Origin of the sequence: Herbihabitans rhizosphaerae (assembly GCF_004216555.1) — a bacterium.
Classification (GTDB): domain Bacteria; phylum Actinomycetota; class Actinomycetes; order Mycobacteriales; family Pseudonocardiaceae; genus Herbihabitans; species Herbihabitans rhizosphaerae.
In genome coordinates this window covers 291,750-316,270 of sequence record NZ_SGWQ01000003.1, presented here as the reverse complement: position 1 = coordinate 316,270, position 24,521 = coordinate 291,750, and the positions used below count along the sequence as shown (strand labels likewise).

Sequence of the window (24,521 nt, the reverse complement as noted above, 5' to 3'; positions counted from 1 at the left end):
TGGTCACGCCGCGTCTCCGATCAGGTCGAGGTAGATCTCTTCGAGGGTGGGCCGACTGACCCGCAGACCGGACATGACCACGCCGCGCGCGGACAGGTCGGCGATCACGCGCTGCGGGTCGGCGGTGTCGACCTCGTGCGGGCCGGTCTCGTCGGTCCAGGACACGACCGCGTCGGCGCTGGCCCGGCCGCCGAGCGTGCTCGGCTTGCCCTCGGCGACGATCCGCCCGCGCGCGATCACCGCGAGCCGGCCGGCAAGCGCCTCGGCCTCGTCGAGGTAGTGCGTGGTGAGCAGGATCGTGGTGCCGTCCGCGGCGAGTTTCTCCACCAGGGCCCAGAACTGCCGGCGCGCCTCGGGGTCGAAGCCGGTGGTCGGCTCGTCCAGGAACACCAGCTCCGGATTGCCCACGATGCCGAGCGCCACGTCCAGCCGGCGCCGCTGACCGCCGGACAGGCTCCTGATGCGCGAGCCGGCCTTCTCGGTCAGCCCGCACGCGTCGATCACATCGTCCACATTGGACGGATTCGGGTAGTACGTGGCGAAGTGCCGCACGGTCTCGGCGACGGTGAGCTCGGCCGCGTCGGTCGCGGTCTGCAGCACGATGCCGATCCGGGAGCGCCACACGCGGCCCGCCGTGCCCGGGTCGTCGCCGAGCACGGCGACCTCACCGGCGTCGCGCCGGCGGTGGCCTTCGAGGATTTCCACGGTGGTCGTCTTGCCCGCGCCGTTCGGCCCGAGCAGCGCGAACACCTCGCCTTGGTCGATGGTCAGGTTCACGCCGTCCACGGCGTGCACGTCGCGGTAGCTCTTGCGCAGGCCGCGGACGCTGATCGTCGGTGTCATGAGCTGATCGTGCGACGCGCGGGGTGTGCGCCGGGACGTCCGGCGGACTGAATCCGGCTGTCAACCGAACGACGGACAGTCGCACGTTCTCTGGTGGGAAGCAACCGAATCGGGTACTGGTGCGTTGACCAATTACAGGCGTTGATCAAGGAGGATTCTGGATGAAGGTGGTCGTACGCGCGGCCGTGGCCGGAATCGTGGCCGCCGCGGCGGTGGGGCTCGCGGTGACATCGGGGTCCGCGAACGCGCAGGCCGGGTGGACACCGGAGCCCGTCCCGACGAAGCCGGACGAGTCGTCGGTGCTCCACACCGCGGCGTCCGGCGACGGTACGACCTGGGCGTTCGGGTTGGGCGTGACGCACAGCACCACGATGCGCACGCAGGCGTTCCTGCGCGGGAAGGACGGCTGGGCGGAGGTGCCGACGCCCCCGATCGGCCAGCCGGTGTCGTCGGTCGTGCTGTCGCGCGACGACGCGTGGGTGACCGGCGTGGCGGGGAAGTACGGCATCAGCACGTCGATGCACTGGGACGGCAGGGCGTGGACCGAGGTGCCGCTGGCGCCGACGCCGCCGAATCACTTCCATTACGGAGCCAGGCTCGGCGTGGCCGGGAGCGACGTGTGGCTGGTCAGCAGTGTCTCCGGGGCCGGCAACTCACAATCCAACACGCGCGGCACGGCCCAGCGGTGGGTCGGCACGAAGTGGGTTGAGGCGGGACCGCCCGGCCCGCCCGGGCACTGGACGCTGTCCAGTGCCGGCGGTGTCGCGCCGGACGACATGTGGGCGATCGGCGTGGCCGGCGAGTACGGCCACGGACCCGGTACGCCGCTGGCGTTCCACTGGGACGGCAAGGCGTGGACGCCGGTCCCGATGCCGGTGGTGGACGGTGCGCCCGACTGGCAGTTGACGCTCGTGGACGTGCACGCGACCGCGCCGAACGACGTGTGGGTCGCGGGGAGTATGTACCCAGTCAACCAGCCGACCCAGCCGGGCAAGCCGATCATGTTCCACTGGGACGGCAAGCAGTGGACGGCGGTGAGGCTGCCGGTCGACACTGGCCGGATCAAGGACCTCGTGTCCGCCGGCGACAAGGTGTGGGCATTCGGCGCTGATCGTCCGCTGCGCTACGACGGCTCGGAGTGGCAGGTTGTCGACGCGCCCGAGGGTGCCACGGTGGTCGCCGGCACCGCGATCGACGGCGGTGCCCTGGTCGGCGTCGGCTCCACCGGCGGCACGGGCAACAATCAGCCGTTCGCGGCGATCCACCGGGAGTGACTCGTGGCCCGGCCGCCCGCGTGGGCGCCCGGGCTACCGCGGGGCCCGCAGGTCGATCGCGATCACCGAGCTGACGTCTGGCTGTCTGACGCCCGAGGCGACCTGGCTGTACCGAAAGCACGACGGGCAGACACACGGGAGTCGTGGCACCCCGAGTTGGAGCCGACCGGGATGTGGGTGCTGGTCCAGCGATTCGAGGCGCTCAGGGAGCTCGGCCTGCGCCTGGAGCGATCTTGAGGTCGGAAGCAACCGGAACCGAGGTCGGTGCGTTGACGGGGTACAGGCGTTGATCGAGGAGGGTGTGGCATGAGGGTGGTCGTACGGGGTGCGGTGGCCGGGGTGGTCGCCGCGGCGGCTGTCGGGCTCGCGGTGACATCGGGGTCGGCGAGTGCGGAGGCGGGGTGGACGGCGGAGCCCGTGCCACCGAGGCCGGACACGTCGTCGATCCTGACCAGCGCGGCGTCCGGTGACGGCGTGACCTGGGCGTTCGGCGGGTGGTACACCGGCTGGCCGATCTACAGCACGCAGGCGTACCTGCGTGGTGCCGATGGTTGGACGGAGCAGCAGACGCCGGACATCGGCCGCCCCACGTCCTCGGCGGTGTTGTCCCGCGACAACGTGTGGGTGATCGGCCAGGAGGGCAAGGTCGGCACCGGCACGTCGATGCACTGGGACGGGAAGGCGTGGACCGAGTTCCCGGTGGCGCCGGTGCCGCCGAACCACTACCAGGGGGTGTCCCGGCTCGGGGTGGCAGGTGCTGACGTGTGGGCGGTCGGCAGCCTCAACCAGGCCGGCCGCGCGTCCAGTGGGCGTGGCACGGCTCAGCGTTGGGACGGCAAGGCGTGGGTCGAGGTGGTGCCGCCCGGTCCGTCCGAGATCTGGTGGACGCTGACCGGCATCGGTGGCAGTGGATCCGAGGACGTGTGGGCGATCGGCCGAGCCGGCGAGTACGGCCAGGGGCCGGGCAAGCCGCTGGCGTTCCACTGGGATGGGAAGGCGTGGACGGAGTTCCCGATGCCGCCGGTGGACGGTGCGGCCAACTCGCAGCTGATGCTGGTCGACGTGCACGCGGCGGCGCCGAACGACGTGTGGGCGGCGGGCAGCGTGCGCGACGCCGATCCGAACAAGCCGAGCAAGCCGGTCATGTTCCACTGGGACGGCACCCAGTGGTCAGCCGTGAAGCTGCCCGTGGACGCCGGCGAGATCAACGACCTGGTGCGCACCGGCGACACGCTGTGGGCCATCGGCGCGGCCAACCCGTTGCGCCACAACGGAACTGACTGGCAGGCGGTCGACGCGCCGCAGGGCGGCAACCTGCTGGCCGGCACCGCGATCGACGGCGACAAGTTGCTCGGAGTCGGATACAACGGCTCGACCACGCGGGAGCAGCCGTTCGCCTCGGTGTACAGCGAGTGACCTGAGCGGGGGATGGGGGACCTACGAGAGCGCGACCCTGCTCGGCGCCACCGTCGGCGCGCTCGCCGCCGGCCTGCTCTACACCGACGGCGGCGGCTGGCGGTACGCCTGCATCGGCGCGGCCGTGCTGCTCGCGATCTCCGCGTTCGCCGTCCGCCCGGCCATCACCGCGCTCGACGTGGCCGACCGTCCAGAGAGGACAGAGACGTGAAGACGATCACCGACGGGGTGTCACGAGCGGACTGACGCCGACGCGGCGATCTTCAGCAGCGCGTCCCCGGAAATCGACTGTCCACTTGGGACAGTGACGACGATCGCCCGCTCCTCGTCCACGACCTTGGCCGCGCTCTGCCCGTCCTGAGACAGTCGCACGATCGCGCCGTCCACCTTCCGCAGTGGGCCCCAGGCGCTCGGCGCGGGCGGCTTGGCCGTGTTCGTGCTGCCCGGTGGCGGCACGTTCGGCCAGCCCGGTGACGTGCTCACGCTCGACGGAGGAGCGTGCCGGTCCGAATCGAGGAGCTTGGTCGGCGTCGCCGTGACGCTCAGACACGGCGCCAGTTCCTTTGGGCTGTTCTCGTCCAGCCCCTCGCCGCCGGGCGGGCACAGCCACAGGCCCTGGTTCGGATCCCAGCCGAACGGGTCCTCGCGGCGCATCGTCGAGGGGAAGAAACCCTTGGGCGCCAAGGTAACCCGCACGGGCGACTCGATCCGAGTCGGCCGCTCGACCATACCGTTGGCGGTCATCCTGATCCGCTCCGCCGCACGCGCGTCGGCCGATGTCGCCTCGACGGTCGCCCACTGGCCGTCGCCGAGTTGCCACATCAGCCGGGGCGGGGTGTTGGCCGCCGTCGCGAGCGTCGCCTGCCGTTCCCGGATGGTGGCCGGCTGCACGGAGAGCCCCCGCACGTCCGGCCGCTTCGGCGTGATCGTCAGCATGAAGCCGTTCGGGTTGCCGCTGTAGACGAGCTGCAGCTTGCCCGGCCCGGCGAACACGTTGCGCCGCAAGCCCTTGCCCGTGTCCCCCGGATCGAGCGGGAAGATCGACGCCGGCACGGTCACCCCGGCCAGCTCCGCGCTGCCCGGTCCAGCCGTGCTGGTCACCGTCGGCGGCGCCGCATGCCGCTGCGACGGCTCGCGGTCCGTGGTCAACACCACCGCGCCGGCCGCGAGTGCCGCCACGGTGAGGGCGGACCCGGCGACGACGGCGGTGCGCCGCCGCCTGGCCCGCCGCTCGATCCCCTTGTGCACCCCCGTGCGCACGGCATCCACGCCGGGACGCTCGGCCTCCAGCTCGCGCAGCGCGGTGCGGATGTCGTTTTCCTGCGTCACAGCTTCGCTCCTGTCTCGACGTGCTCCCGCATGCTGGGGTGCGCCCGCAAGGCGTCCAGCGCGCGGGAGATGTGGGACCGGACCGTCTGCACCGAGCAGCCCATCGCGGTGGCCGCCTCCGTGTCGTCGCAGCCGACGTAGAAGCGGAGCACCACCGCGGCGCGCTGGCGCCTCGGCAGGCTCGCCACCAGACGCCGGACGTGATCGGTCCGCACCACCGACACCGCCGGGTCAGGGGTGTTCTCGAGATACTCGAATTTCGAGAGATCCTCGACCGGGTGAATCTTCCGGGTCGCCCACAGCCGCCGCCACGACAGGTAGCTCGTCGTGACGATGCGGCGTACGTAGGCGTCCGGCCGGTCCATGCCGCCGATCCGGCCCCACCTGGCGTGCGCGCGCACCAGCGCGTCCTGCAGCACGTCCTCGGCGAGGTGCCGGTTGCCGGTCAGCACCGCAGAAAAGCGGGTCAGTCCGGGCAACTCGGCGGCGAGGAACTCCTCGAAGGTCATGAGTCTCCTCGGCAGTCGGTCCTACTCATAGGAAATGCCTGCCGAGCCGAAAGGATTGAGCGCTATCTCGAAAGATTCGACCAGCCCTCGACATCCTCGGGTCGCCGGGGACCGGGGCCGATGTAGTGCGCGGACGGGCGCACCAGCCGCCCGGTGCGCTTCTGCTCCAGGATGTGCGCGCACCAGCCGGCGGTCCGCGCGCAGGTGAACATCGCCGGCATCATGTGCGGCGGCACCCGCGCGAAGTCCAGGATCACCGCTGCCCAGAACTCCACGTTCGTCTCGATCGCCCGGTCCGGCCTGCGCTCCCGAAGCTGGTTCAGCGCGGCCTGCTCCAGCGCGGCGGCCACCTCGTACCGCTCGGCGCCCAGCTCGCGGCAGGTCCGCCGGAGCACTCGCGCGCGAGGATCCTCGGCCCGGTAGACGCGGTGGCCGAAGCCCATCAGCCGGCCGCCCTCGTCCAGGACCGACGAGACCACCTTGTCCGGGTCGCCGACGCTCTCCACCTGCTCGATCATCGGCAGCACCCGGGCCGGCGCGCCGCCGTGCAGCGGACCGGACATCGCGCCGATCGCGCCGGACATGCACGCGGCCACGTCCGCACCGGTCGAGGCGATCACCCTCGCGGTGAAGGTGGAGGCGTTCAACCCGTGCTCGGCGGCCGACACCCAGTACGCGTCGATCGCCTTCACGTGCGCGGGATCCGGGTCCTCACGCCAGCGCGTCATGAACCGCTCGGTGGTCGAGGTGCACTCGTCGATCCGCCGCTGCGACACGGCGGGCTGGCCGATCCCGCGGGCCGACTGCGCCACATAGGACAGTGCCATCACCGACGCGCGGGCGAGTTGCTCGCGCGCCTCGGTCTCGTCGATGTCCAGCAGCGGTTCGTAGCCCCAGATCGGGGCGAGCATGGCGAGTGCCGCCTGCACGTCGACCCGCACGTCGCCGGTGTGCACGGGGATCGGGAACGGCTCGGCGGGCGGCAGGCTGTGGCCGAAGCTTCCGTCCACCAGCAGCGCCCACACGTCGCCGAAGGTGACCTTGCCGGCGAGGTCCTCGATATCGACTCCGCGGTAGCGCAGGGCGCCGCCGTCCCGGTCCGGTTCGGCGATCTCGGTCCGGAACGCGATCACGCCTTCGAGGCCCGGCCGGTAGCCGTCGTCGGTAGTGGTGATGCTCACCGGCTCATCTTGCTCTACCGATGCAGTGTTCGGCATCTCACCCGCGTGCCGGTTCTCTCCGGCGGTGCGAACCCGTAACGTCGAGGGATACCCCGCATGACCTGCGGGCGACAAGCTGCCGTGGAGGGAGATCGGGATGGCCGACGGCGACCTCGCGACAAGTACGGACATCGGGCCGGACCTGCCGGCGATGCGGGTGTCCTACGAGGTGGGCGCGTTGCAGGAGTCGGAGCTCGCGGAGAGCTGGCACGAACAGCTGGCGCTGTGGCTCGACGAGGCGGTGCGATCCGGACTTCCCGAACCCAACGCGATGGTGCTCGCCACGGCCGACCCGAAGGGCGTGCCGTCCTCGCGCACCGTGCTGTGCAAGGGCTTGGACGAGCGGGGCGTCGTGTTCTTCACCAACTACACCTCCGCGAAGAGCCACGACCTGGCGGCGACCAGGTACGCCTCGGCGACCTTCCCCTGGTACGGCCTGCACCGGCAGGCACACGTGCGGGGCACCGTGCGCAAGGTCGACCCGTCCGAGACGGCCGCGTACTGGGCGTCCCGCCCGCGCGGCTCGCAGCTCGGCGCGTGGGCGTCGCCGCAGTCGGTGGTGGTGAGCGGCCGCGGTTCGCTGGAGGTGGCGCTGGCCAACGTCGAGCGTCAGTTCGCCGGTGTGGAGCAGGTGCCGGTACCGCCGCACTGGGGTGGCTGGCGCATCGTGCCCGAGGTGGTCGAGTTCTGGCAGGGCCGCCGCGACCGGATGCACGACCGGCTGCGCTTCAAGCAGACGGGCGACGGCTGGAAGGTGCAACGGCTGGGGCCGTAGGGCGCGAGTCCCGCGCTGTGCACCGGTGAGTCCCGCGCTGTGCACCCCACTCAGGGCCACAACTCGATCACGCGACTGGTGCGTGTCCACTGTGGTCAGGCACACTCTGCTGGCATGGCTGAGAGCACCACGGCGAATACGCCGGAGACGGGACAGCCCGAGCTGAAACGGGCCATCGGTCCCAAGCTGCTGTTCTTCTTCGTGATCGGGGACATCCTCGGTACCGGGATCTACACGCTGACGGGTGATGTCGCAGGCAAGATCGGCGGCGCGCTGTGGATGCCGTTCCTCGGCGCCTTCCTGGTCGCCTTCCTCACCGCGTTCAGCTATCTGGAGCTGGTCGGGAAGTATCCGAGAGCCGCGGGCGCCGCGCTGTACACCAACCGCGCCTGGGGCATCCACTTCCTGACCTTCATCGTGGCGTTCATGGTGATGTGCTCCGGAATCACCTCGGCATCCACGGCGGCGCACGGCTTCGGCGGGACCTACCTGCCACGCGCGTTCGACATCCAGGTGTCCGGAACGGTGATCGCGATCGTCGCGGTGATCTTCGTGCTGGTACTGGCGGCGATCAACTTCCGCGGTGTGTCCGAGTCGGTCAAGGCCAACGTGGTGCTCACCTGCATCGAGCTGTCCGGCCTGCTGATCATCATCGTGGTCGGCATCTGGGCGGTGCTGCAGGGCGACGGCGAGCCGTCCCGGTTGGTCGACGTCAACCCGCCGGGTGATCAGCACTGGACGTTCGCGATCGCGGGGGCGACCGGGCTCGCGTTCTTCGCCATGGTCGGGTTCGAGGACTCGGTGAACATGGCCGAGGAGTGCAAGGAGCCGGCGAAGATCTTCCCGAAGTCGCTGCTCTGGGGCCTGGCCGGCGCCGGGCTGATCTACATCCTGGTGTCGGTGACCGCGTCGCTGCTGGTGCCGGCGGACCAACTCGCCAAGGCCAAGTCCAACTCGCTGTTCCTCGTGCTGGAGGCGGGCGCGCCCGGCTTCCCGCTGAAGGTCTTCGCCTTCATCGGCCTGCTCGCGGTGGTCAACTCGGCGCTGATCAACATGCTGATGGCCAGCCGCCTGCTGTACGGCATGGCCAACGAGCGCGTGCTGCCGCCGTTCTTCTCCACGGTGCACCCGCTGCGCCGCACGCCGTGGGTGTCGATCCTGTTCACCACGGGTATCGCGGCCCTGCTCGTGGGCCTGGTGAGCAAGGACGCGGTGTCCAAGCTCGGCGGCACCACCGCGTTGCTGTTGCTGGTGGTGTTCTTCGTGGTGAACATCGCGGTGCTGCGGCTGCGCCGGGAGAAGGTGGAGCACAAGCACTTCCGGGCGCCGACCTGGGCGCCGATTCTCGGCGCGATCCTGTGCGCGTGCCTCGCGTTGCCGGGCGTGTCCGGCAAGAAGGGCGAGGACTACCTCATCGCCGGCATCCTGGTCGCCGGCGGAATCGTGCTGTGGGGCCTGAACTGGCTGTACATGCGGGCCCGGCACGAGGAGCCGCACCACCTCGACCCGGAGAACCTGACCAAGTAACCGAACCCGTTTGGTGGTCTTCAAGACCCACAAACCCTGTGGATCGCGGTCTTGAAGACCACCAAACGTCGGTCAGACGACTACCTTCTCGCGCTCGGGTGTGGGCGGCGCCGTCTCGGAGATGCCGAACCGCCCGTGCAGCCTGCGCAGCGGCCGCGGTGACCACCATGCCGCGTCGCCGAGCAACCGGATCGCGGCCGGCACCAGGATTCCGCGCAACAGCGTCGCGTCGATCAGGATCGCCAGCCCGCTGCCGATGCCGAACATCTGAATGAACGACACCCCGCTGGTGCCGAAGGCGAAGAAGCTCACCGCCAGCAGCGCCGCCGCGGTGGTGACGATCCGCCCGGTGTGCGACAGCCCGCCGGTCACCGCGTCCACTGTGGACGCTCCGGCATCGCGCGCCTCCTTGATCCGGCTGATCACGAACACCTCGTAGTCCATCGACAGGCCGAACGCGATCACGAACAGCAGCACGAGCATGCTGGTGTCCAGCGGCAGCGCGGTGAAACCGAGCAGCCCCTGCAGCCAGCCCTGCTGGAAGATCAGCACCATGATCCCGAGCGTCGCGGACAGCCCGATGACGTTCAGCACCAAGGCACGCAGCGGCTGCAACACGCTGCCGGTGAACAGGAACAGCAGCACCAGCGTGGTCACCACGATCAGCAGCGCGGCGATCCAGAGCCGGTCGCCGATCGCCTGCTGGCTGTCCATGAGTACCGCGGTCTCACCGGTGACCTTGGCCGTCGTGCCCGGCGGTGCGGCCGTGGCGCGCACCCCGTCGACCATCCGCTTCGCCTCGTCGGACCTCGGGTCGGCGCCGGTCGTCACGGTGAGCAGCTGACCTTGCGGCCGCACGCCGGCCACACCGTCCACAGTGGACAGCCGGCCGGCGTAGTCGGCGATCGCGTTCTGGTCCGCGCTCCCGGTGAGTACGACCTGGGTGGCCCGCGTGTCCGCGCCGGGGAACCGCTCCCGCACCGTGTCGCCGACCTGCCGGCTGGACACCGAGGTCGGCAGTACCCGGTCGTCCGGCTGGCCGAAGTTCACCTGCAGCAAGGGAAGCGCCGCCGCGATCAGCATCACCAGGATCGGCAGCGAGGTGAGCACCGGCCGGCGCATGACGACCTTGGCGAGCCGTCCCCACAGCGGCGACTCGGCCGTGCGAGCGCGGCGCGCCCACGGCACCCGGCCCGCGTTCACCCGGTCACCGAGTACGGACAGCAGCGCCGGCAGTACGACCACCGCGCTGATCATCGCGATCACGATCACCGCGATGCCGGCGTAGGCGAACGAGCGCAGGAAGTACAGCGGGAACAGCAGCAGCGCGGACAGTGCCACCGCGACGGTGGCCGCGCTGAACGTGATCGTGCGGCCGGCGGTGGCCACCGTGCGGATCACCGCCGCCTCGGTATCCGCGCCGCCGTCCAGTTCTTCGCGGAACCGGCTCACGGTCAGCAGCGCGTAGTCGATCGCGAGGCCGAGCCCGAGGCCCATGGTCAGGTTGATCGAGAAGATCGACACGTCGGTGACCGACGCGAGCACGGCCAGCACGGCGAACGTGCCGAACACGGTGATCGCCGCGACCGCGAGCGGCAGCAGGCCGGCGATCAGCCCGCCGAACGCCAGGATGAGCAGCGCGAGGGTGATCGGAACGGCGATCGACTCCGCGATCGCGATGTCGCTGCCGACCTGCTCGGTGATGTTCTGGTTGACCGCCGGCTGCCCGCCGAGCCGGACGGTGAGCCCGTCGGTGTCCCGGTACCGCTCGGCGATGTCGCTCACCGCGTCGTTGCGCTTGTCCTCGGGGGTGGTCAGGTGGGCGACCGCGATCGCGTGCCGCCCGTCAGCCGCGCGCATCGGCGGTGCGTTGGTGGTGAAGTACGAGGTCACCTTGGCCAGTTCCGGTTCGCCGGCGAGTCGTTGAGTGAGCCGTGCGCCGGCCTCGCGCGCCGCCGGCTCGTCGACGCCGCCGGTCTTCGGAGTGATCAGGAACAGCAGGTCGGACTGCCCGCCGAAGTGCTGGTTGATGAGCTGTTGGGCCTGGCTGGACTCGGCGTTCGGGTCGGTGAAGCCCTCGCTCTTGAGCTTGCCGAACGCGGTGAAGCCGAGGACGGCCGCGCCGGCCAGCACGACCAGCGTGACCGCGAGGACGGCCTTGGCGTGGCGGGCGGCGAAGGTGCCGATGCGTTCGAACATGGCGTGCTCCAGACGGGTGTCTCGAATCTTGGCGGGTGTTAACTTGCCTCAAATGTTTATGGGTGTCAACATCGGGCTTATGGTTCTCTCAGGAACTCCGAAGCGCGGCTACCACCACGGCGATCTCCGCAACGCGCTGATCCAGGCGGCGGCCTCGCTCGCGTCGGAGAGCGGGCCCGGCTCGGTCACCGTGCGCGCCGCCGCGCGGGTCGTCGGGGTGACGCCGACCGCCGCGTACCGGCACTTCGCCGGGCACGAGGAACTGATGATCGCGACAAGGGATTACGCGTTCGACCAGCTCGGAGCCGCCATGGTGGCGCGGCTGTCCCTGGTGCCCGACCTCGCCGACCCGCGGGCGCGGGCGCTCGCCCGGCTCGGTGCGTTCGGGCGTGGCTATCTCGACTTCGCACTGGAGCAGCCGGGCCTGTTCCGCACGTCGTGCGCCGGTGGCGTCGAACCACTGCCCAAGCTCGGCGACCTGGAGCCGGACAGCGGATTCGGCATGCTGGTTCGGGGCATGGACGAGTTGGTCGAGGTCGGGTTGCTGGCACCGGAGCGCCGCCCGTTCGCCGAGTTCGTCGCCTGGTCGACGGTGCACGGATTCGCGCTGCTCGTGCTGAACGGGCAACTGCACGAACTCGACGAGGACACTCGCGACGCCGCGTTCGCGCGGGTGCTGGAGGTCGTCGGCGAGGGCCTGGGGTCCACCGGTCTGTCCGACGAACTGCGTGCCGCGCTCGTGGACATCGCCCGCCGCAAGCCCTAAACCCTCGCGGGGGCGCACTGCGGCAGACCGAAAGCTCGCGTACCGCGTCGAACCCGAACCAGGTGTCGCCGGTGGACTCGCACACTGTCCACAGTGGACCGTGCGCCCACTGCGCCTGCCGGTAGCGGCCGCGGTGCTTGGCGCCGGTCGGGTGCGGGGCGGTGCGGAGTTCCTCGGCGTGCACGTGCACGGACGCGTGCGGGAGGTCGCGCAGACCGCCGGCGTGATCGAGATCCAGGTGGGTGAGCACGATGTGCCGCACGTCCTCCGGCTGATACCCGAGGCGGCGCACCTGGCCGATCGCGGTCTGCTCCGGGGAGAGCGTCGGCCGGGTCAGCGCGGTGAACGCGGCGGGCGCCCGACGGCCAGCGCCACGACGACCAGTTCGGACGCCTCGTCCGCGCGCATCCCGTTGCGCACCAGGAACTCCTCGATGACCTGTTGCCAGGAACGGAAAACCTGGTCGCACGCCGCCCTGATCGGCTCACTGTCCATGATGGTCTGCGCGACCGTCCCAATAGGACAGCCGTCGCGGAACTCGGACTGCCGCAAGGCCTCGGCGAGCAGGGCGATCACCGCGTCGAGGCCGGTGGTGACGTCGTCGGCGGCGTTGCCGGGGAAGTGGAAGTACAGCGACCCTTTCGGCGCCCCGCTCTCGGCGAGTACCTGGTTTCAGGCCGGTGGCCTGATAGCCCCGCGCGCGGAAGAGGTCGGACGCGGTGCGGAGCATGCGTTCTCGGGTGTTCGTTCAGTCGTGTTTGCGTGATCAACGACAGGGGCTACTGTCGCCCGCGTGACTATCGCGATTACCGGTGGATACGTGGTCCCGGTCGGTTCGTCGGGCGAGCCAGGGGCCATCGACGGCGGCACCGTTCTGATCGACGGAGACAAGATCGTGGCGGTCGGCGCGGAGGCCGATGTCGACATTCCGGACGACGCGGAGATCGTGGACGCGGCCGGCTCCTGGGTGCTGCCCGGCTTCGTCGAGTCGCACGGCCACGTCGGCGTCGGCGAGGAGGGCGAGGGCTGGGCCGGCAACGACGTCAACGAGATGACAAACCCGAACGGCGCGCGGCTGCGCGCGCTGGACGGGATCAACGCCGCCGACGAGGGCTTCCGCGACGCGCTCGCCGGCGGGGTGACCACCGTGGTCGTGAAACCCGGCTCCGGCAACCCGATCGGTGGCCAGACCGTCGCGGTGAAATCGTGGGGCCGCACCGCCGACGACATGCTGCTGCGCCAGCCGATCAGCGTGAAGAGCGCGCTCGGCGAGAACCCGAAGCGCGTGTACGGCGACCGCAAGGAGCTGCCGTCCACCCGGCTCGGCGTGGCCGCGGTGATCAGGGACGCGTTCACCAAGGCGCAGGACTACGTGGCGCGCAAGGAGCACGCGGCGGCGGAGGGTAAGCCGTTCGAGCGGGACAACACCTCGGAGATCCTGGCCGCGGTGCTGGCCGGCGAGCTGCCCTGGTGCCAGCACACGCACCGCGCCGACGACATCGCCACCGCGATCCGGCTGTCCGAGGAGTTCGGCTACAAGCTCGTGGTCAACCACGGCACCGAAGGGCATCTGATCGCGGATCTCCTTGCCAGCAAAGAGATTCCGGTGATCATCGGCCCGCTGTTCATCAGCCGCACGAAGATCGAGGTGCGGGCCCGTTCACTGCGCAACCCGGGCATCCTGGCGCGCGCCGGTGTGACCATCGCGATCACCACCGACCACCCGGTGGTGCCGATCAACTTCCTGGTGCACCAGGCCACCCTCGCGGTGAAGGAGGGGCTGGACCCGGACACCGCGCTGCGCTCGATCACGGTCAACCCGGCGTCGATCATGGGGCTGGACGATCGGGTCGGCTCGCTGCGAGCCGGGCTGGACGCGGACGTGGTGATCTGGTCCGGCGATCCGCTGGACGTGATGAGCCGCGCCGAGCGGGTGTTCGTATCGGGCCGCGAGGTGTACCACTTCGACGAGTCCACCGGCGAGGGCGTCACCCTCGACCCCTTCTACCGCGAGCACTAGGCGATCACCGCGTACCCGGCCAGTCCGATGTAGACGGTCGCGGCGATCCTGTTCGGCCACTGGCTGGCCGTCGGCTTGAGCAGCCCGCCGAGGAACGCGTACGCCAGGTCCATCACCAGTGCGACGGCGAAGAAGATCACGCCGAGCAGCAGCATGCTGGCGCGGGACGGCGACGGTCCGGTGAACTGCGGCAGGAACGCCAGGAAGAACAGGATCACCTTGGGGTTCAACAGGTTCACCAGCATTCCGTCCACAAAGGACCGGAACAGGCCGGGTGGCGGGGTGACCGTGTGCGCCTCGGTCGCGGACCGCGCGGCGAGGATCGCGCGGACACCGAGGTACACCAGATAGGCGGCGCCGGCGTACTTGATCACCGCGAGCACGACCGGTGCCTGACTGACCACTGTGGACAGTCCAGCCACCGCGAGCAGCACGTGCACCAGCGTTCCGGTCTCCACGCCCAGTGCGGAGACCACGCCGGCCTTGCGACCGCCGGACACGCTGCACGCCACGATGTAGAGCAGGTTCGGGCCGGGGATCGCGACCAGGGCGACGGTCGCGGCGAGGAAGGCGGCCAGTGTGGTGGTGTCCGGCATCGGGATCATCCCTCTCGCAGTGCGGTGTGCATGAGACCGAGCGGCGGAGCGCCGAGCGCGAACAGCGCGTCGTGCAGCCGGCGCGGTGAGAACGCGGATCCCCAGGTGGTTTTGGCTTCCTCGCGCAGCCGGAGAATCTCCAGCCTGCCCAGGTGTAGCGGCCGTAGGTGGGGTCGAACAGGGCGCGCCGGACCTCCGCGTGCGCCGCGCGGCCGGTGATCAGCGCGTCGTCGACGAACTGGCTCGCGGCCTCGTCCAGCGACAGCGCGCCGGTGTGCACGCCGATCGAGCACGTCAGCCTGGCCACCCGGCGCAGTCCGTCCCTGGCCACGCCCGCGGCGAACCGGGAGTCCCCGGCGCGGAAACCCTCCTCGACGCACAGCTGCTCGACGTAGTGCGCCCACCCCTCGACGAACGCGTCGGACACCAGCAGGCGGCGCACGTCGCTCGGCGCCCGGCGCAGCGCCCTGAAGTGCGAGAAGTGGCCCGGCGCGACCTCGTGCACCGCGATGTCGGGCAGCAGCGCGCGGTTGAACCCGGACGCCAGCCACTCCTGCTGCTCGTCGCGCGGCCAGGCCGGATCGGGCAGCGTGACCAGGAACGAGCTCGGCCCGTCCGGCTCGAACGGTGCCGCCGCGTACAGCCCGGCCAGCGCGCGGGTTTGCGAGCCCACCGAGGGGCCGACCTCGCAGACGGCGTCGTCGACCGGGACGAGCCCGGTGCGCGCCGTCCAGTCGATCACCTCGGTGACCAGGGCGCGGGCCTCGGCCAGCACCTGCTCGCCGGTGGCCGGGTGATCGGCGACCAGTGCGCGCAGGGTGTCGTGGGTGGACGCCGCCGGGTCGACGCGGCGGCAGGCCTCGTCGAGCATCTGCCGGAGTTCGGTGCGGTGCCGCTCGGCGCGCGCGAGCAGGTCGTTGAGGTCGACGTCGATCGCCTCCGACGACGACAGCAGCCGGGTCAACGCGGCCCGCCCGAGCGCCGGCGACTCGGGGCCGTTGGTGCCGGCCGTGTGGAGATGATTCACCAAGCGCGCCAAGGCTTTTCTCGGCTCGACGTCGTCCGGCCCGAGGTAGTCGGCCAGGCCTTCGGCGAGTGGGACGGTGGCGGTGGCGAGATCGCGCGGGACACGGTCCAGCGCCTCGATCGCCGCGTCCACCGCGTCCGGCCACCGCTTCAGGTGCGCGCGGCGGGCCTCGGCGCGGTCGGCCTCCGGCGCGTACCGCCGCTCGTAGGTGATCAGCTCGAGGTTGTCGATGTGCCACAACGGGTTCACGCGGTGCAGGTCGAGTTCGCCGAACCGGGCGCGCAGGGCGTCCTCGGTGGCGGCGGTGTGCGCCTCGTCGTGCGGGTCGGGGTAGGCCGCGCCGTCCGGGTTCAGCCTCGCCAGATCACGGCGGACCGTGTCCGGCGACAGGTCCTGGACCACGCCGTCGTACTCGTGCCGGCCCGCGATCTCGCGCGCCGTGGCGACGGACAGGTCGCAGATCGCCCGGAGTCGCGTGTCCAAGTCGTTGGTCATGCCAGCTAGCGTTGCGCTGGCGGAAGCCGCGAACACGGGCCAATGGAGCGCGAAGTGGACCGAATTGACGCCAAGACGCTCGCCGGCCTGCTCGGCGGCTGGGCGGCGGACGGCCCGCTGTACCGCGCGCTGGCGGCCGCGTTGCGCTCGGCGATCGAGGCCGATTCGCTGCCGCCGGGCGCGCGGCTGCCGTCCGAGCGCGATCTGGCCGCCGCGCTGGTGGTGAGCCGGTCGACCGTGGTGGCCGCGTACGACGAGTTGCGGGCCGGTGGGCTGGTGGACAGCCGGCGGGGCAGTGGCACCGTCGTGGCCGCGTTGCCGGCGCTGCGCCGGCCGGGTGCGGACGGGCGGGTGCCCGGTGGGACGGCGACGTCGATCATCCAGAGCCTGGTGGACGAGCGGGCTGACCTGATCACGCTCAACTCGGCGGGCGCACCGGCGTCGGAGTGGCTGGCCGACGCGGTGGCCGCGGTGGCGCGGGAGGACCTGCCGGCGCTGACCGCCGACGCCGGGTACCAGCCGCGCGGCCTGCCGGCGTTGCGCTCGGCGCTCGCGGACTGTTACACCAGTGACGGGTTGCCCACCGTGCCGGAGCAGATCGTCGTCACGACCGGTGCCACACAGGCGATTTCCCTTGTGGCGCAGGTGTTTCTGCGTCGCGGCTCGACGGTCGTGGTGGAGACGCCGAGCTGGCCGGGGTGCCTGGACGCGTTCCGCGCGGCCGGCGCCGACCCGATCGGGGTACCGCTGGACGACGAAGGTGCACGGATCGACGCCTTCGCGGCGGCCATGTCACGCTCGCCGTCGCTGGCGTTCCTGATGCCGACGTTCCACAACCCGACCGGCATGCTGATGTCGCCCGCGCGGCGGCGCAGGATCGCGTCCCTGGCGGCCGAGCACGGTGTGCCGATCATGGAGGACAACTCCTACGACACGCTGTTCGGCGGCCGCCCGGCGCCGATCGCCGCGGAGCCGGACGTCGAGGCGATCACCGTCGGATCGCTGGCCAAGACGGTGTGGCCCGGGCTGCGGCTGGGCTGGTTGCGGGCACCCGTCGAGGTCGCCGAGCGGGTGGCCCGGCACAAGGCGCTGGTGGATCTCGGCAGCCCGCTGCTCGATCAGGCGGTCGCGCTGCGATTGTTGCCTCGGCTCCCGGCGATCACCGAGGAACACACGACCGCGCTGCACGCCCGCCACGACCAACTCGCCGGTTTGCTCGCGGACCGGCTGCCGTCCTGGCGCTGGCGCCCGCCCGACGGTGGCACGTCGCTCTGGGTCGAACTGCCCGGCGTGGACGCCGCCGCCTTCGCCCAACTCGCGCGCCGGCACGGCGTGGAGATCGTCCCCGGTGCGGCGATGGACCCGGACGGCACGCACGACAGCTACATCCGGCTCCCGTTCACCTACCCGCCGCCGATCCTCGACGAGCTGGTCGATCGCCTCGCCACGGCCTGGAAAGCCCTGCGCCCCAACAACTCCCGCCACTCCACCCGCGACTGACCCGCCACGCCGATTCACGTCCCACGGTGCTCGACCCTGTGGAACGCAGCCCCCACCCACCCGGGGGCGGCCCTCGAGCCAAGTCTATCCGGCGGTCATGATCGACAGGGGCGACAAGATCGACTTGTGGATGAAACGGTGCCTGTGGACAAACCGGTGCGACGGGCGTTCAGGAGCGGCGGAGTTCGCGGGCGATCACCATGCGCTGGATCTGGTTGGTGCCCTCGAAGATCTGCGGCACCTTCGCCTCACGCATGTACCGCTCGACCGGGAAGTCGCGCGTGTAGCCCGCGCCGCCGAGCACCTGCACCGCGTCCGTGGTCACCTTCATCGCCGCGTCGGTCGCCACGAGCTTCGCGATCGACGCCTGCCGGCTGAACGGCAGCCCGCGATCACGCCGCCGGGCCGCCTCCAGGTAGGTCGCCCGCGACGACTCCACCGCGGCCGCCATGTCCGCGAGCATGAACTCCAGGCCCTGGAACTCGATGATCGACTTGCCGAACTGGATCCGCCCGGACGCGTACGCCACGGCCTCGTCCAGCGCCGCCTGCGCCAGACCGACCGCGCACGCCGCGATCCCCAGCCGGCCGGACGCCAGCGAGGACAGCGCGATCTTGAGCCCCTCGCCCTCCGCGCCGAGCAGCCGATCGGCCGGCACCCGCGCGTCCTCGAAGATCATCTGCGTGGTGGTGGACCCGGTGAGGCCCATCTTGCGCTCCGGCGGCGCCGCGCTCAGCCCGGGCGTCTTCGCGTCGACCAGCAGGCACGAGATGCCGCGCCCGCCGTCGTCGGACGTGCGCACCATCGTGGTGTAGAAATCGGCCTGCCCGCCGTGCGTGATCCACGCCTTCGCGCCGTTCACCACGAAGTCGTCACCGTCGCGGGCCGCGCGCGTCGACAGCGCCGCCGCGTCCGACCCGGCGTGCGACTCCGACAGCGCGTACGCGCCGAGCAGGTCGCCGCCGAGCATCTCGGGCAGCCAGCGCTCGCGCTGCTCCTCGGTGCCGTACTCGATCAGCGCGTAGCAGGACATCGTGTGCACCGACAGCCCGACGCCGACCGACATCCACGCGCAGGCGATCTCCTCGAGTACCTGCAGGTAGACCTCGTAGGGCAGCTCGCCACCGCCCCACTTCTCCGGGTACGGCAACCCCAGCAGGCCGCTGCGTCCGAGCAGGCGGAACTGCTCGCGCGGGAAGCGCTCCGCCTCCTCGTACTCCGCGGCCAGCGGCGCCAGCTCGGCACGCGCGATCTCGCGCGTGAGGGCCAGCAGGTCTTCGGCTTCGGTGGTGGGCAGCAGGCGCTCGGCGGGCATGGGACTCTCCGTATGTGTCTCGGTGGCTGAACTCTACTGAACGAGCGTTAACCTGGGGAGAGCCATTCGGTGTGAGGAGGAACAGGTGATCGTCGTCGGTGGCGAGGCGTTGGTCGACCTGTTGCCGGACGGAGCCGGCGTGTCCACAGTGGACGGCCCGCTGTTGCCCCGACTCGGCGGCGCGGGGTTCAACGTCGCGATCGCCGCGGGCCGCCTCGGTGCCGAAGTCTCTTTCCTGTCACGGCTTTCCACTGACTCGTTCGGTGCCGCGCTGCTCGCCGCACTTCGCGAATCCACAGTGGACACATCGCTGACGCAGCGCGGCGACGAGCCGACCTCGCTGGCCGTGGCCGGTGTCGGCGGTGACGGATCGGCGGACTACACGTTCTACGTCGAGGGAACCGCCGACCGGCTGGTGGCCGATCCGGGCCCGCTGCCGGCCGGAACGACGATCCTGTCGCTCGGCGCGTTCTCGCTGGTGCTCGAACCGGGCGCGACGACCTACGAACGGGTGCTTCGCGCACACGCCCGGGCCGGCGGAATCGTGGTGCTCGACCCCAACGTCCGCTCGTCGCTGGTGTCCGATCCGGACGCGTACCGGGCGCGGTTCGAGTCCTGGCTGCCCGACATCGCGCTGCTCAAGCTGTCCGTGGACGACGCGCGCTGGCTCGCCGGCTGCGACGACATCGAGCCGGCGGTGCGGCGCTGGCAGGCGGCCGGACCCGCCGCGGTCGTGCTGACCAGGGGAGCCGACGGGCTGGAGTGCCGCACCGCCCGCGGCGACACGATCACCGTCCCGGCGGTGCCGGTGGAGGTCGCCGACACGGTCGGTGCCGGGGACACCGTGCACGGCACATTGCTCGCATGGTTGCAACGAAACGGTGTGACGAGCCCCGCAGCATTGCGTGAACTGTCCGCGGGAGAGTGGCGTACAGCACTCGAATTCGCGGCCGAAGCGGCCGCGATCACCGCCTCCAGAACGGGTGCGCAGCCGCCGACAGCGGCCGAATTGCCGGCCTGGCTGTGATGCGTGTCCCAACTAGACACTTCGAGTAATCCGGCGACTGGGCGTTGAGCGCGAAGGCCACTAGCGTAGGCACCGACAGGACCCCAATGGGGCGGTGCTGCCACGCGGCGATACCGGCCGCGGCGCATTCTTGACCGGGTAGGAACCCTCGCGTCGAGTGCTTTCGCCTCGCCCCGACGATCGTGAGAGGTAAGTGCATGCCCGACGCGACTGCCTCGCCGCAGGCCTCTACCGGTGCCTTCGAGCTCCGTTACGACGGCGGCGAGCACAAAATGGCGGTAGCCCCTGCGACAGAGGGCGCTTCCGGCATCGATCTGGGGAAGCTGCTGGCGAAGACCGGGTACGTCACGCTCGACCCGGGGTTCGTGAACACCGCCGCCTGCTCCTCGGAGATCTGCTACATCGACGGTGAGGCGGGAATTCTCCGCTACCGCGGGTATCCGATCGAACAGCTCGCGGAACGTTCGAGCTTCCTCGAGGTCAGCTACCTGCTGATCTACGGCGAGCTGCCGACCCAGGCGCAGCTGGACGACTTCACCGAGCGGGTTCAGCGGCACACGCTGCTGCACGAGGACCTGAAGCGCTTCTTCGACGGTTTCCCGCGTGACGCGCACCCGATGCCGGTGCTGTCCTCCGCGGTGTCCGCGCTGTCGACGTTCTACCAGGACAGCCTCAAGCCGTTCGACGAGCAGCAGGTGGAGATCTCCACGATAAGGCTGCTGGCGAAGCTGCCGACGATCGCGGCCTACGCGTACAAGAAGTCGGTCGGTCAGCCGTTCCTCTACCCGGACAACTCGCTCGGTCTGGTGGAGAACTTCCTGCGCATGACGTTCGGGTTCCCCGCGGAGCCCTACGACGTCGACCCCGACATGACCAAGGCGCTGGATCTGCTGTTCATCCTGCACGCCGATCACGAGCAGAACTGTTCGACGTCGACCGTGCGCCTGGTCGGGTCGTCCGAGGCGAACCTGTTCGCGAGCATCTCCGCCGGAATAAACGCGTTGTTCGGCCCCCTGCATGGTGGTGCGAACAGTGCGGTGCTGGACATGCTGGAGCGAATTCGTGACACCGAGGATGTGCAGACCTTCGTCAAGAAGGTGAAGAACAAGGAAGACGGCGTCCGGCTGATGGGCTTCGGGCACCGGGTATACAAGAACTACGACCCGCGTGCGGCGATCATCAAGAAGACCGCGGACGAGATCCTGTCCAAGATGGGCGCGTCCGACGAGCTGTTGGACATCGCGAAGACGCTCGAGGAGATCGCACTGGGTGACGATTACTTCGTCGAGCGCAAGCTGTACCCGAACGTCGATTTCTACACCGGGTTGATCTACCGGGCGATGGGCTTCCCGACGAAGTTCTTCACCGTGCTGTTCGCGTTGGGCCGGCTGCCCGGCTGGATCGCGCACTGGCGGGAGATGATGTCGGACCCGGCTACCAAGATCGGCCGCCCTCGGCAGGTCTACATCGGACAGACCGAGCGCGACTACGTGTCGGTCGAGAATCGCTGATTCCCTTACACAGCAAGGGAATGCAGGCCGCCACTCGGACCGAGTGGCGGCCTTCGTCTATTCTTCGGCAAGCTCTCGGACGCAGGCGATCAGCCGCTGGTTGTCGGCCGGTGCGAGCGTCGTCCACTGCTGACCATCGTTGTTGGTGGCGCTGAGCATGACGTAGCGGCCGTTGTCGGTGTCGTGAAAATTGACCTGGCGACCGGTGCGCACGATCCGGCCGTCCCGGTGCCGGTGTTGCACACCGATCTGCCCTCGGCTGTGAATGTTTTCGGCCATGCGCACGAGCAGTTGCGCGTCGGCTGTTTTGATGCCGGTTTTCTTCAGTGCCGCAACGATTTCGTGGGGTTGGCGTCCTGGCTTGTCGGCCTTCCTGAGGGCTTCGGTCGGCAGGCTGACCGAGTGGCCGGGCCCGGCGGGCAGATCACCGGTGAGCCAGATCGCGGTGCTCACGAGGCTGGTGTCGCGAGCCGGGACGAGGTGTACCTGCTCGTGCTCGACGACCGCCATAAGCGCACGCCGCCCGGATGCGACCGCGAGCGCCCGGATGTCGTGGTCGGTCCACACCCACAGATCGATGGACAGTGGCGCGGTGGCGAGCAGGGCGAGGTGGTCGGCCAGGTCGGGAGTGACCCGCTCACCCTTGGCCAGGCCGCGTTGAGCCAGCGACTCCCAGGCTTGGCGTTCCAGCTGCCGGCGTTCGGTGTGGGTCTTGCCCGGGCTGGGGACGTTGATCACCACGTGTCGAGGTGGCAGGTTTTCTGATTCCCAGGCGACGTCGAATTCCAGCGCGGACAGCACCGCGTTGGCTTGTGGTTGGTGCACGGCTATTCGTCGTCCTCACCGATCGTCGCCGGGGCGACGAGGGTGTCGTCTTCGAACATTTCCGGGTCGCCGAACCCGTACTTGTCCTTGTGCTCCAGATCGTCGTCCTCACCAGGCGCCCCAGCACCGGCGCCGGCCATCGCCGCCGGCGACATCAACCCACCCGCACGCGGCGCCTGCCTGGGCGCGACCCGCTCAGCGTTGCGTGCCGCACGAGCTTCCTCGGCGTCCGGCGCACCCAATGGCACAGCACCCGGCTTCGGCACACCAGGCGCGCCACCGGGGCCTCGGCTACCGGGGCGGGCACGACGCTCCTCGTCATCAACCACCCCACCACCCAGCCCACTCGCGGCCAACGCAGCAGCCTGCGCCGCATCAATGCCCATACCGGGCCGTATCGGCAACCCACCACCCGGCACGTTCGAGATCGGCCCACCACCAGGAACCGGACCCGGCCCCACGATCGGCCCAGGACCCGGCGTCCCCGGCGGACCCACCACCGGCGGCGTACCCGAACCACCACCACCCACCGTCGGAACGTACGGCGTCCCGCCACCACCGGGCGGGATCACCGTCGATGAACCCGTCCCGGGTACACCCGACGTGCTGGACACGCTCGGCGAACTCCACCCCGCTGGCGTCGTACTCCCAATCGACCCCGACGACACGTCCCCCACCTGCAAATTCACCGGAGGCGGCGCCGGCAACGGCCGATACCCGTCCAACTGCTGCTGGCTTGAGCGGGCGTACTGCTCGAACGCCTGCTTGGCCTGCTCCTCCTGCTCACGCGCCGCCTGCTGCTTCCGTGTGTGATCGTCGAAAGCCGGGCCGAACATGCCCGCAGCCGCGACAGTCTGCTTGTCGGCCTCCGCGTTCTGCGCAAGAACAGCCGGATCGGGCATCTTGTTGTTCGCACCCGAATAGTGCCCACCCTGAGCGTGAACACCGGACGACACAGCGGTCGACACATCCCCCGACACGCCCGCGTGCTGCCCCTGAACTGAGACCACCTGCTGACCGCCCTGCGCGGCCGCGCCCGTCCACTCCGTCCCCAACGGTTTCAACGCACCCCGAATCGCCTCGTCTGTCGCCGCCAACGCCTTCGACAGTTCGCGCAGAGCGGTGGCGGGCGGATCGAACGCCGCCTGCCCCGGGCCGTCCCTGAGGAGCTTGATCTCCTCGGCGAGTGCCGAGGTACCCATCCATGCGTACCGAAGGTCAGCGATCTCCTCGTTGGTCATTGTTCCCCCTATCCACGCAGAGATTTCAACGTTTGAACCGCTATCTCAGCCACACGTGTCACAGACCTGCACAGTTGCTCTTGTGTCAGTTTTCGATAGCCAACACCCGTGTCTACCCACAGGATCTGGCCGGGTGCGACGTCCACGATGACGGCACACTCGGCTTCCTCGGCACCATCTCGGATCGCCTCGACCGCGCCGTAGCCGGCGACGGTGATCGGGCGAATGGCAGAGTTCTTCTTGCCGGCCAGCCACACTTCGATGCCCTCGGTCACGGGTGCGCTAACCCCGAATCCCTGATAGATAGGTGGTGTGGCACCGCTGTAGCTGCAGACGGGAACCTTATAGAAGGAGGCATTTCCAGCCGGTCGCGCCTCATCGAGCCTCAGCTCAGTCCAGTTCTGTCGCGGGATGAGTTGGCATGGGTCGATGCCGTCGACGCGCAGGTCCTTCGGCCGTGGCGGCACGGTTGGTGTGGCCGAGGTGGACTTACTCGCCGTCTGAGGAGCGGTCTCCGATGTCGTGGCCGGGCTGGCATTGCCGGTTGTCGAATCACAGCCCGCCGCGAGACCCGCCGCGCAGATGGCGACGATGCTGGAGACGATGCGTTTACGCATGGGATGGGCGACCCTGTCCTTGATCGGTTGGGCGGAACGCGGCGGCGATGGCTTCTTCCGTGTACTTGTACTGTCGGGCGGCAGCTTCCAACTGCGTGCACACAGCCCTGAGATTGTCGATGTACAGCTGCACCCGGCTCGCCACTGACTCCGGATTCGCCGGGCTCGCCAGCAGCCTCGTCCAAGCCCTGGCCACGGCCTTGCTGGTGTCGTCGTTGCCGGCAGGGGCGACGTGGAGCGAGTCGCGGTTGCGCCTGAGCGCGGCCTCAAGGTTCTTTACTTCGCGGGCGATCGCTGAGCCGACATTGAGGATCTGTTGCGGGTCGACCTTGATGGCTTGGGGCATCGGAGCGGCGAGGACCTGCTCCATCTGACCGATGTAGCCGCTGATGTTGCCGACGGGTGCTGCGTTGAACGCGCGGGAGTCGGATCCCGGGTCGCCTTCTTCGGCCATGCTTGTTGTCCCCCTCGTTGCCGCCGTGGGCTCGT

At 69.8% G+C, this 24,521-nt stretch carries 21 protein-coding genes and 2 pseudogenes; 9 read left to right on the top strand and 14 right to left on the bottom strand.

Going from position 1 to position 24,521, the window contains the following annotated elements:
* Positions 1 to 3: 3 nt before the first annotated feature.
* Complete coding sequence (locus EV193_RS11100) at positions 4 to 843, bottom strand: ABC transporter ATP-binding protein (RefSeq protein ID WP_130343961.1); 840 nt, start codon at positions 841 to 843, stop codon at positions 4 to 6.
* A gap of 161 nt (positions 844 to 1,004) precedes the next feature.
* Between EV193_RS11100 and EV193_RS11095 the strand changes: the two genes are divergently transcribed.
* The gene (locus EV193_RS11095) at positions 1,005 to 2,117 is read left to right on the top strand and encodes a hypothetical protein (protein WP_130343960.1); all 1,113 of its coding nucleotides are present in this window, start codon (positions 1,005 to 1,007) and stop codon (positions 2,115 to 2,117) included.
* 306 nt (positions 2,118 to 2,423) lie between these two features.
* Positions 2,424 to 3,533, top strand: coding sequence for a hypothetical protein (locus tag EV193_RS11090; protein ID WP_130343959.1), 1,110 nt, complete (start codon positions 2,424 to 2,426; stop codon positions 3,531 to 3,533).
* Between the two features lie 231 nt (positions 3,534 to 3,764).
* Here the strand turns inward: EV193_RS11090 and EV193_RS11085 are convergent, their stop codons facing one another.
* The 3 genes from EV193_RS11085 to EV193_RS11075 form a co-directional block, all read right to left on the bottom strand.
* Entirely contained in the window at positions 3,765 to 4,862 is a 1,098-nt protein-coding gene (locus EV193_RS11085; RefSeq protein WP_130343958.1) for a hypothetical protein, read from the bottom strand.
* The gene (locus EV193_RS11080) at positions 4,859 to 5,371 is read right to left on the bottom strand and encodes a SigE family RNA polymerase sigma factor (RefSeq protein ID WP_130343957.1); all 513 of its coding nucleotides are present in this window, start codon (positions 5,369 to 5,371) and stop codon (positions 4,859 to 4,861) included. The genes EV193_RS11085 and EV193_RS11080 overlap by 4 nt, the downstream gene beginning before the upstream one ends.
* Positions 5,372 to 5,433: 62 nt before the next feature.
* Positions 5,434 to 6,552, bottom strand: a complete 1,119-nt coding sequence (locus EV193_RS11075; protein ID WP_242613293.1) for a citrate synthase 2 — start codon at positions 6,550 to 6,552, stop codon at positions 5,434 to 5,436.
* Positions 6,553 to 6,688: 136 nt separating this feature from the next.
* On the opposite strand from EV193_RS11075, the gene pdxH reads away from it, so the two are divergent.
* Both pdxH and EV193_RS11065 read left to right on the top strand, forming a co-directional pair.
* Positions 6,689 to 7,366: a pyridoxamine 5'-phosphate oxidase gene (gene pdxH, locus EV193_RS11070; protein ID WP_130343955.1), complete on the top strand. Its 678-nt coding sequence runs from the start codon at positions 6,689 to 6,691 to the stop codon at positions 7,364 to 7,366.
* A 114-nt stretch (positions 7,367 to 7,480) separates the two neighbouring features.
* Positions 7,481 to 8,893 carry an APC family permease gene (locus EV193_RS11065; protein ID WP_130343954.1) on the top strand — a complete coding sequence of 471 codons (1,413 nt, stop codon included), beginning with the start codon at positions 7,481 to 7,483 and terminating at the stop codon, positions 8,891 to 8,893.
* Between the two features lie 72 nt (positions 8,894 to 8,965).
* On the opposite strand, the gene EV193_RS11060 is transcribed toward EV193_RS11065, so the two are convergent.
* Entirely contained in the window at positions 8,966 to 11,092 is a 2,127-nt protein-coding gene (locus EV193_RS11060; protein ID WP_130343953.1) for an MMPL family transporter, read from the bottom strand.
* A gap of 79 nt (positions 11,093 to 11,171) precedes the next feature.
* On the opposite strand from EV193_RS11060, the gene EV193_RS11055 reads away from it, so the two are divergent.
* Positions 11,172 to 11,858, top strand: a complete 687-nt coding sequence (locus tag EV193_RS11055; RefSeq protein WP_130343952.1) for a TetR/AcrR family transcriptional regulator — start codon at positions 11,172 to 11,174, stop codon at positions 11,856 to 11,858.
* A gap of 118 nt (positions 11,859 to 11,976) precedes the next feature.
* Here the strand turns inward: EV193_RS11055 and EV193_RS34430 are convergent.
* Both EV193_RS34430 and EV193_RS34050 read right to left on the bottom strand, forming a co-directional pair.
* Positions 11,977 to 12,150 (bottom strand): annotated as a pseudogene (locus EV193_RS34430) (MBL fold metallo-hydrolase); the annotation flags it as partial.
* 41 nt (positions 12,151 to 12,191) lie between these two features.
* A complete protein-coding gene (locus tag EV193_RS34050; protein WP_242613292.1) occupies positions 12,192 to 12,434 on the bottom strand; it encodes an LmrA/YxaF family transcription factor in 243 nt (80 codons plus the stop codon).
* 217 nt (positions 12,435 to 12,651) lie between these two features.
* Here EV193_RS34050 and EV193_RS11045 point away from each other — a divergent pair, with 217 nt between their 5' ends.
* Entirely contained in the window at positions 12,652 to 13,878 is a 1,227-nt protein-coding gene (locus tag EV193_RS11045) for an amidohydrolase (protein ID WP_130343951.1), read from the top strand.
* On the opposite strand, the gene EV193_RS11040 is transcribed toward EV193_RS11045, so the two are convergent.
* Positions 13,875 to 14,474: a LysE family translocator gene (locus EV193_RS11040; RefSeq protein WP_130343950.1), complete on the bottom strand. Its 600-nt coding sequence runs from the start codon at positions 14,472 to 14,474 to the stop codon at positions 13,875 to 13,877. The genes EV193_RS11045 and EV193_RS11040 overlap by 4 nt on opposite strands.
* A gap of 223 nt (positions 14,475 to 14,697) precedes the next feature.
* Positions 14,698 to 15,996: pseudogene (locus EV193_RS34730) on the bottom strand (DUF885 family protein); the annotation flags it as partial.
* Positions 15,997 to 16,050: 54 nt separating this feature from the next.
* Between EV193_RS34730 and EV193_RS11030 the strand changes: the two are divergent.
* On the top strand, positions 16,051 to 17,496 hold the full coding sequence (locus EV193_RS11030) for an aminotransferase-like domain-containing protein (protein WP_242613288.1): 1,446 nt from the start codon (positions 16,051 to 16,053) through the stop codon (positions 17,494 to 17,496).
* Positions 17,497 to 17,665: 169 nt separating this feature from the next.
* On the opposite strand, the gene EV193_RS11025 is transcribed toward EV193_RS11030, so the two are convergent.
* The gene (locus tag EV193_RS11025) at positions 17,666 to 18,811 is read right to left on the bottom strand and encodes an acyl-CoA dehydrogenase family protein (protein ID WP_130343948.1); all 1,146 of its coding nucleotides are present in this window, start codon (positions 18,809 to 18,811) and stop codon (positions 17,666 to 17,668) included.
* An 85-nt stretch (positions 18,812 to 18,896) separates the two neighbouring features.
* On the opposite strand from EV193_RS11025, the gene EV193_RS11020 reads away from it, so the two are divergent.
* A complete protein-coding gene (locus tag EV193_RS11020) occupies positions 18,897 to 19,838 on the top strand; it encodes a carbohydrate kinase family protein (protein ID WP_130343947.1) in 942 nt (313 codons plus the stop codon).
* 197 nt (positions 19,839 to 20,035) lie between these two features.
* A complete protein-coding gene (locus EV193_RS11015) occupies positions 20,036 to 21,349 on the top strand; it encodes a citrate synthase (protein ID WP_130343946.1) in 1,314 nt (437 codons plus the stop codon).
* Positions 21,350 to 21,406: 57 nt separating this feature from the next.
* Here EV193_RS11015 and EV193_RS11010 read toward each other — a convergent pair whose 3' ends face one another.
* The 4 genes from EV193_RS11010 to EV193_RS10995 are packed head-to-tail and all read right to left on the bottom strand — an operon-like array spanning position 21,407 to position 24,486.
* Positions 21,407 to 22,150: an ESX secretion-associated protein EspG gene (locus tag EV193_RS11010; RefSeq protein WP_242613287.1), complete on the bottom strand. Its 744-nt coding sequence runs from the start codon at positions 22,148 to 22,150 to the stop codon at positions 21,407 to 21,409.
* A 26-nt stretch (positions 22,151 to 22,176) separates the two neighbouring features.
* Positions 22,177 to 23,415: a PPE domain-containing protein gene (locus tag EV193_RS11005; RefSeq protein WP_130343944.1), complete on the bottom strand. Its 1,239-nt coding sequence runs from the start codon at positions 23,413 to 23,415 to the stop codon at positions 22,177 to 22,179.
* 8 nt (positions 23,416 to 23,423) lie between these two features.
* The gene (locus EV193_RS11000; RefSeq protein ID WP_130343943.1) at positions 23,424 to 24,032 is read right to left on the bottom strand and encodes a DUF3558 domain-containing protein; all 609 of its coding nucleotides are present in this window, start codon (positions 24,030 to 24,032) and stop codon (positions 23,424 to 23,426) included.
* Entirely contained in the window at positions 24,025 to 24,486 is a 462-nt protein-coding gene (locus EV193_RS10995) for a hypothetical protein (RefSeq protein WP_130343942.1), read from the bottom strand. The genes EV193_RS11000 and EV193_RS10995 overlap by 8 nt, the downstream gene beginning before the upstream one ends.
* Between the last annotated feature and the right edge of the window lie 35 nt (positions 24,487 to 24,521).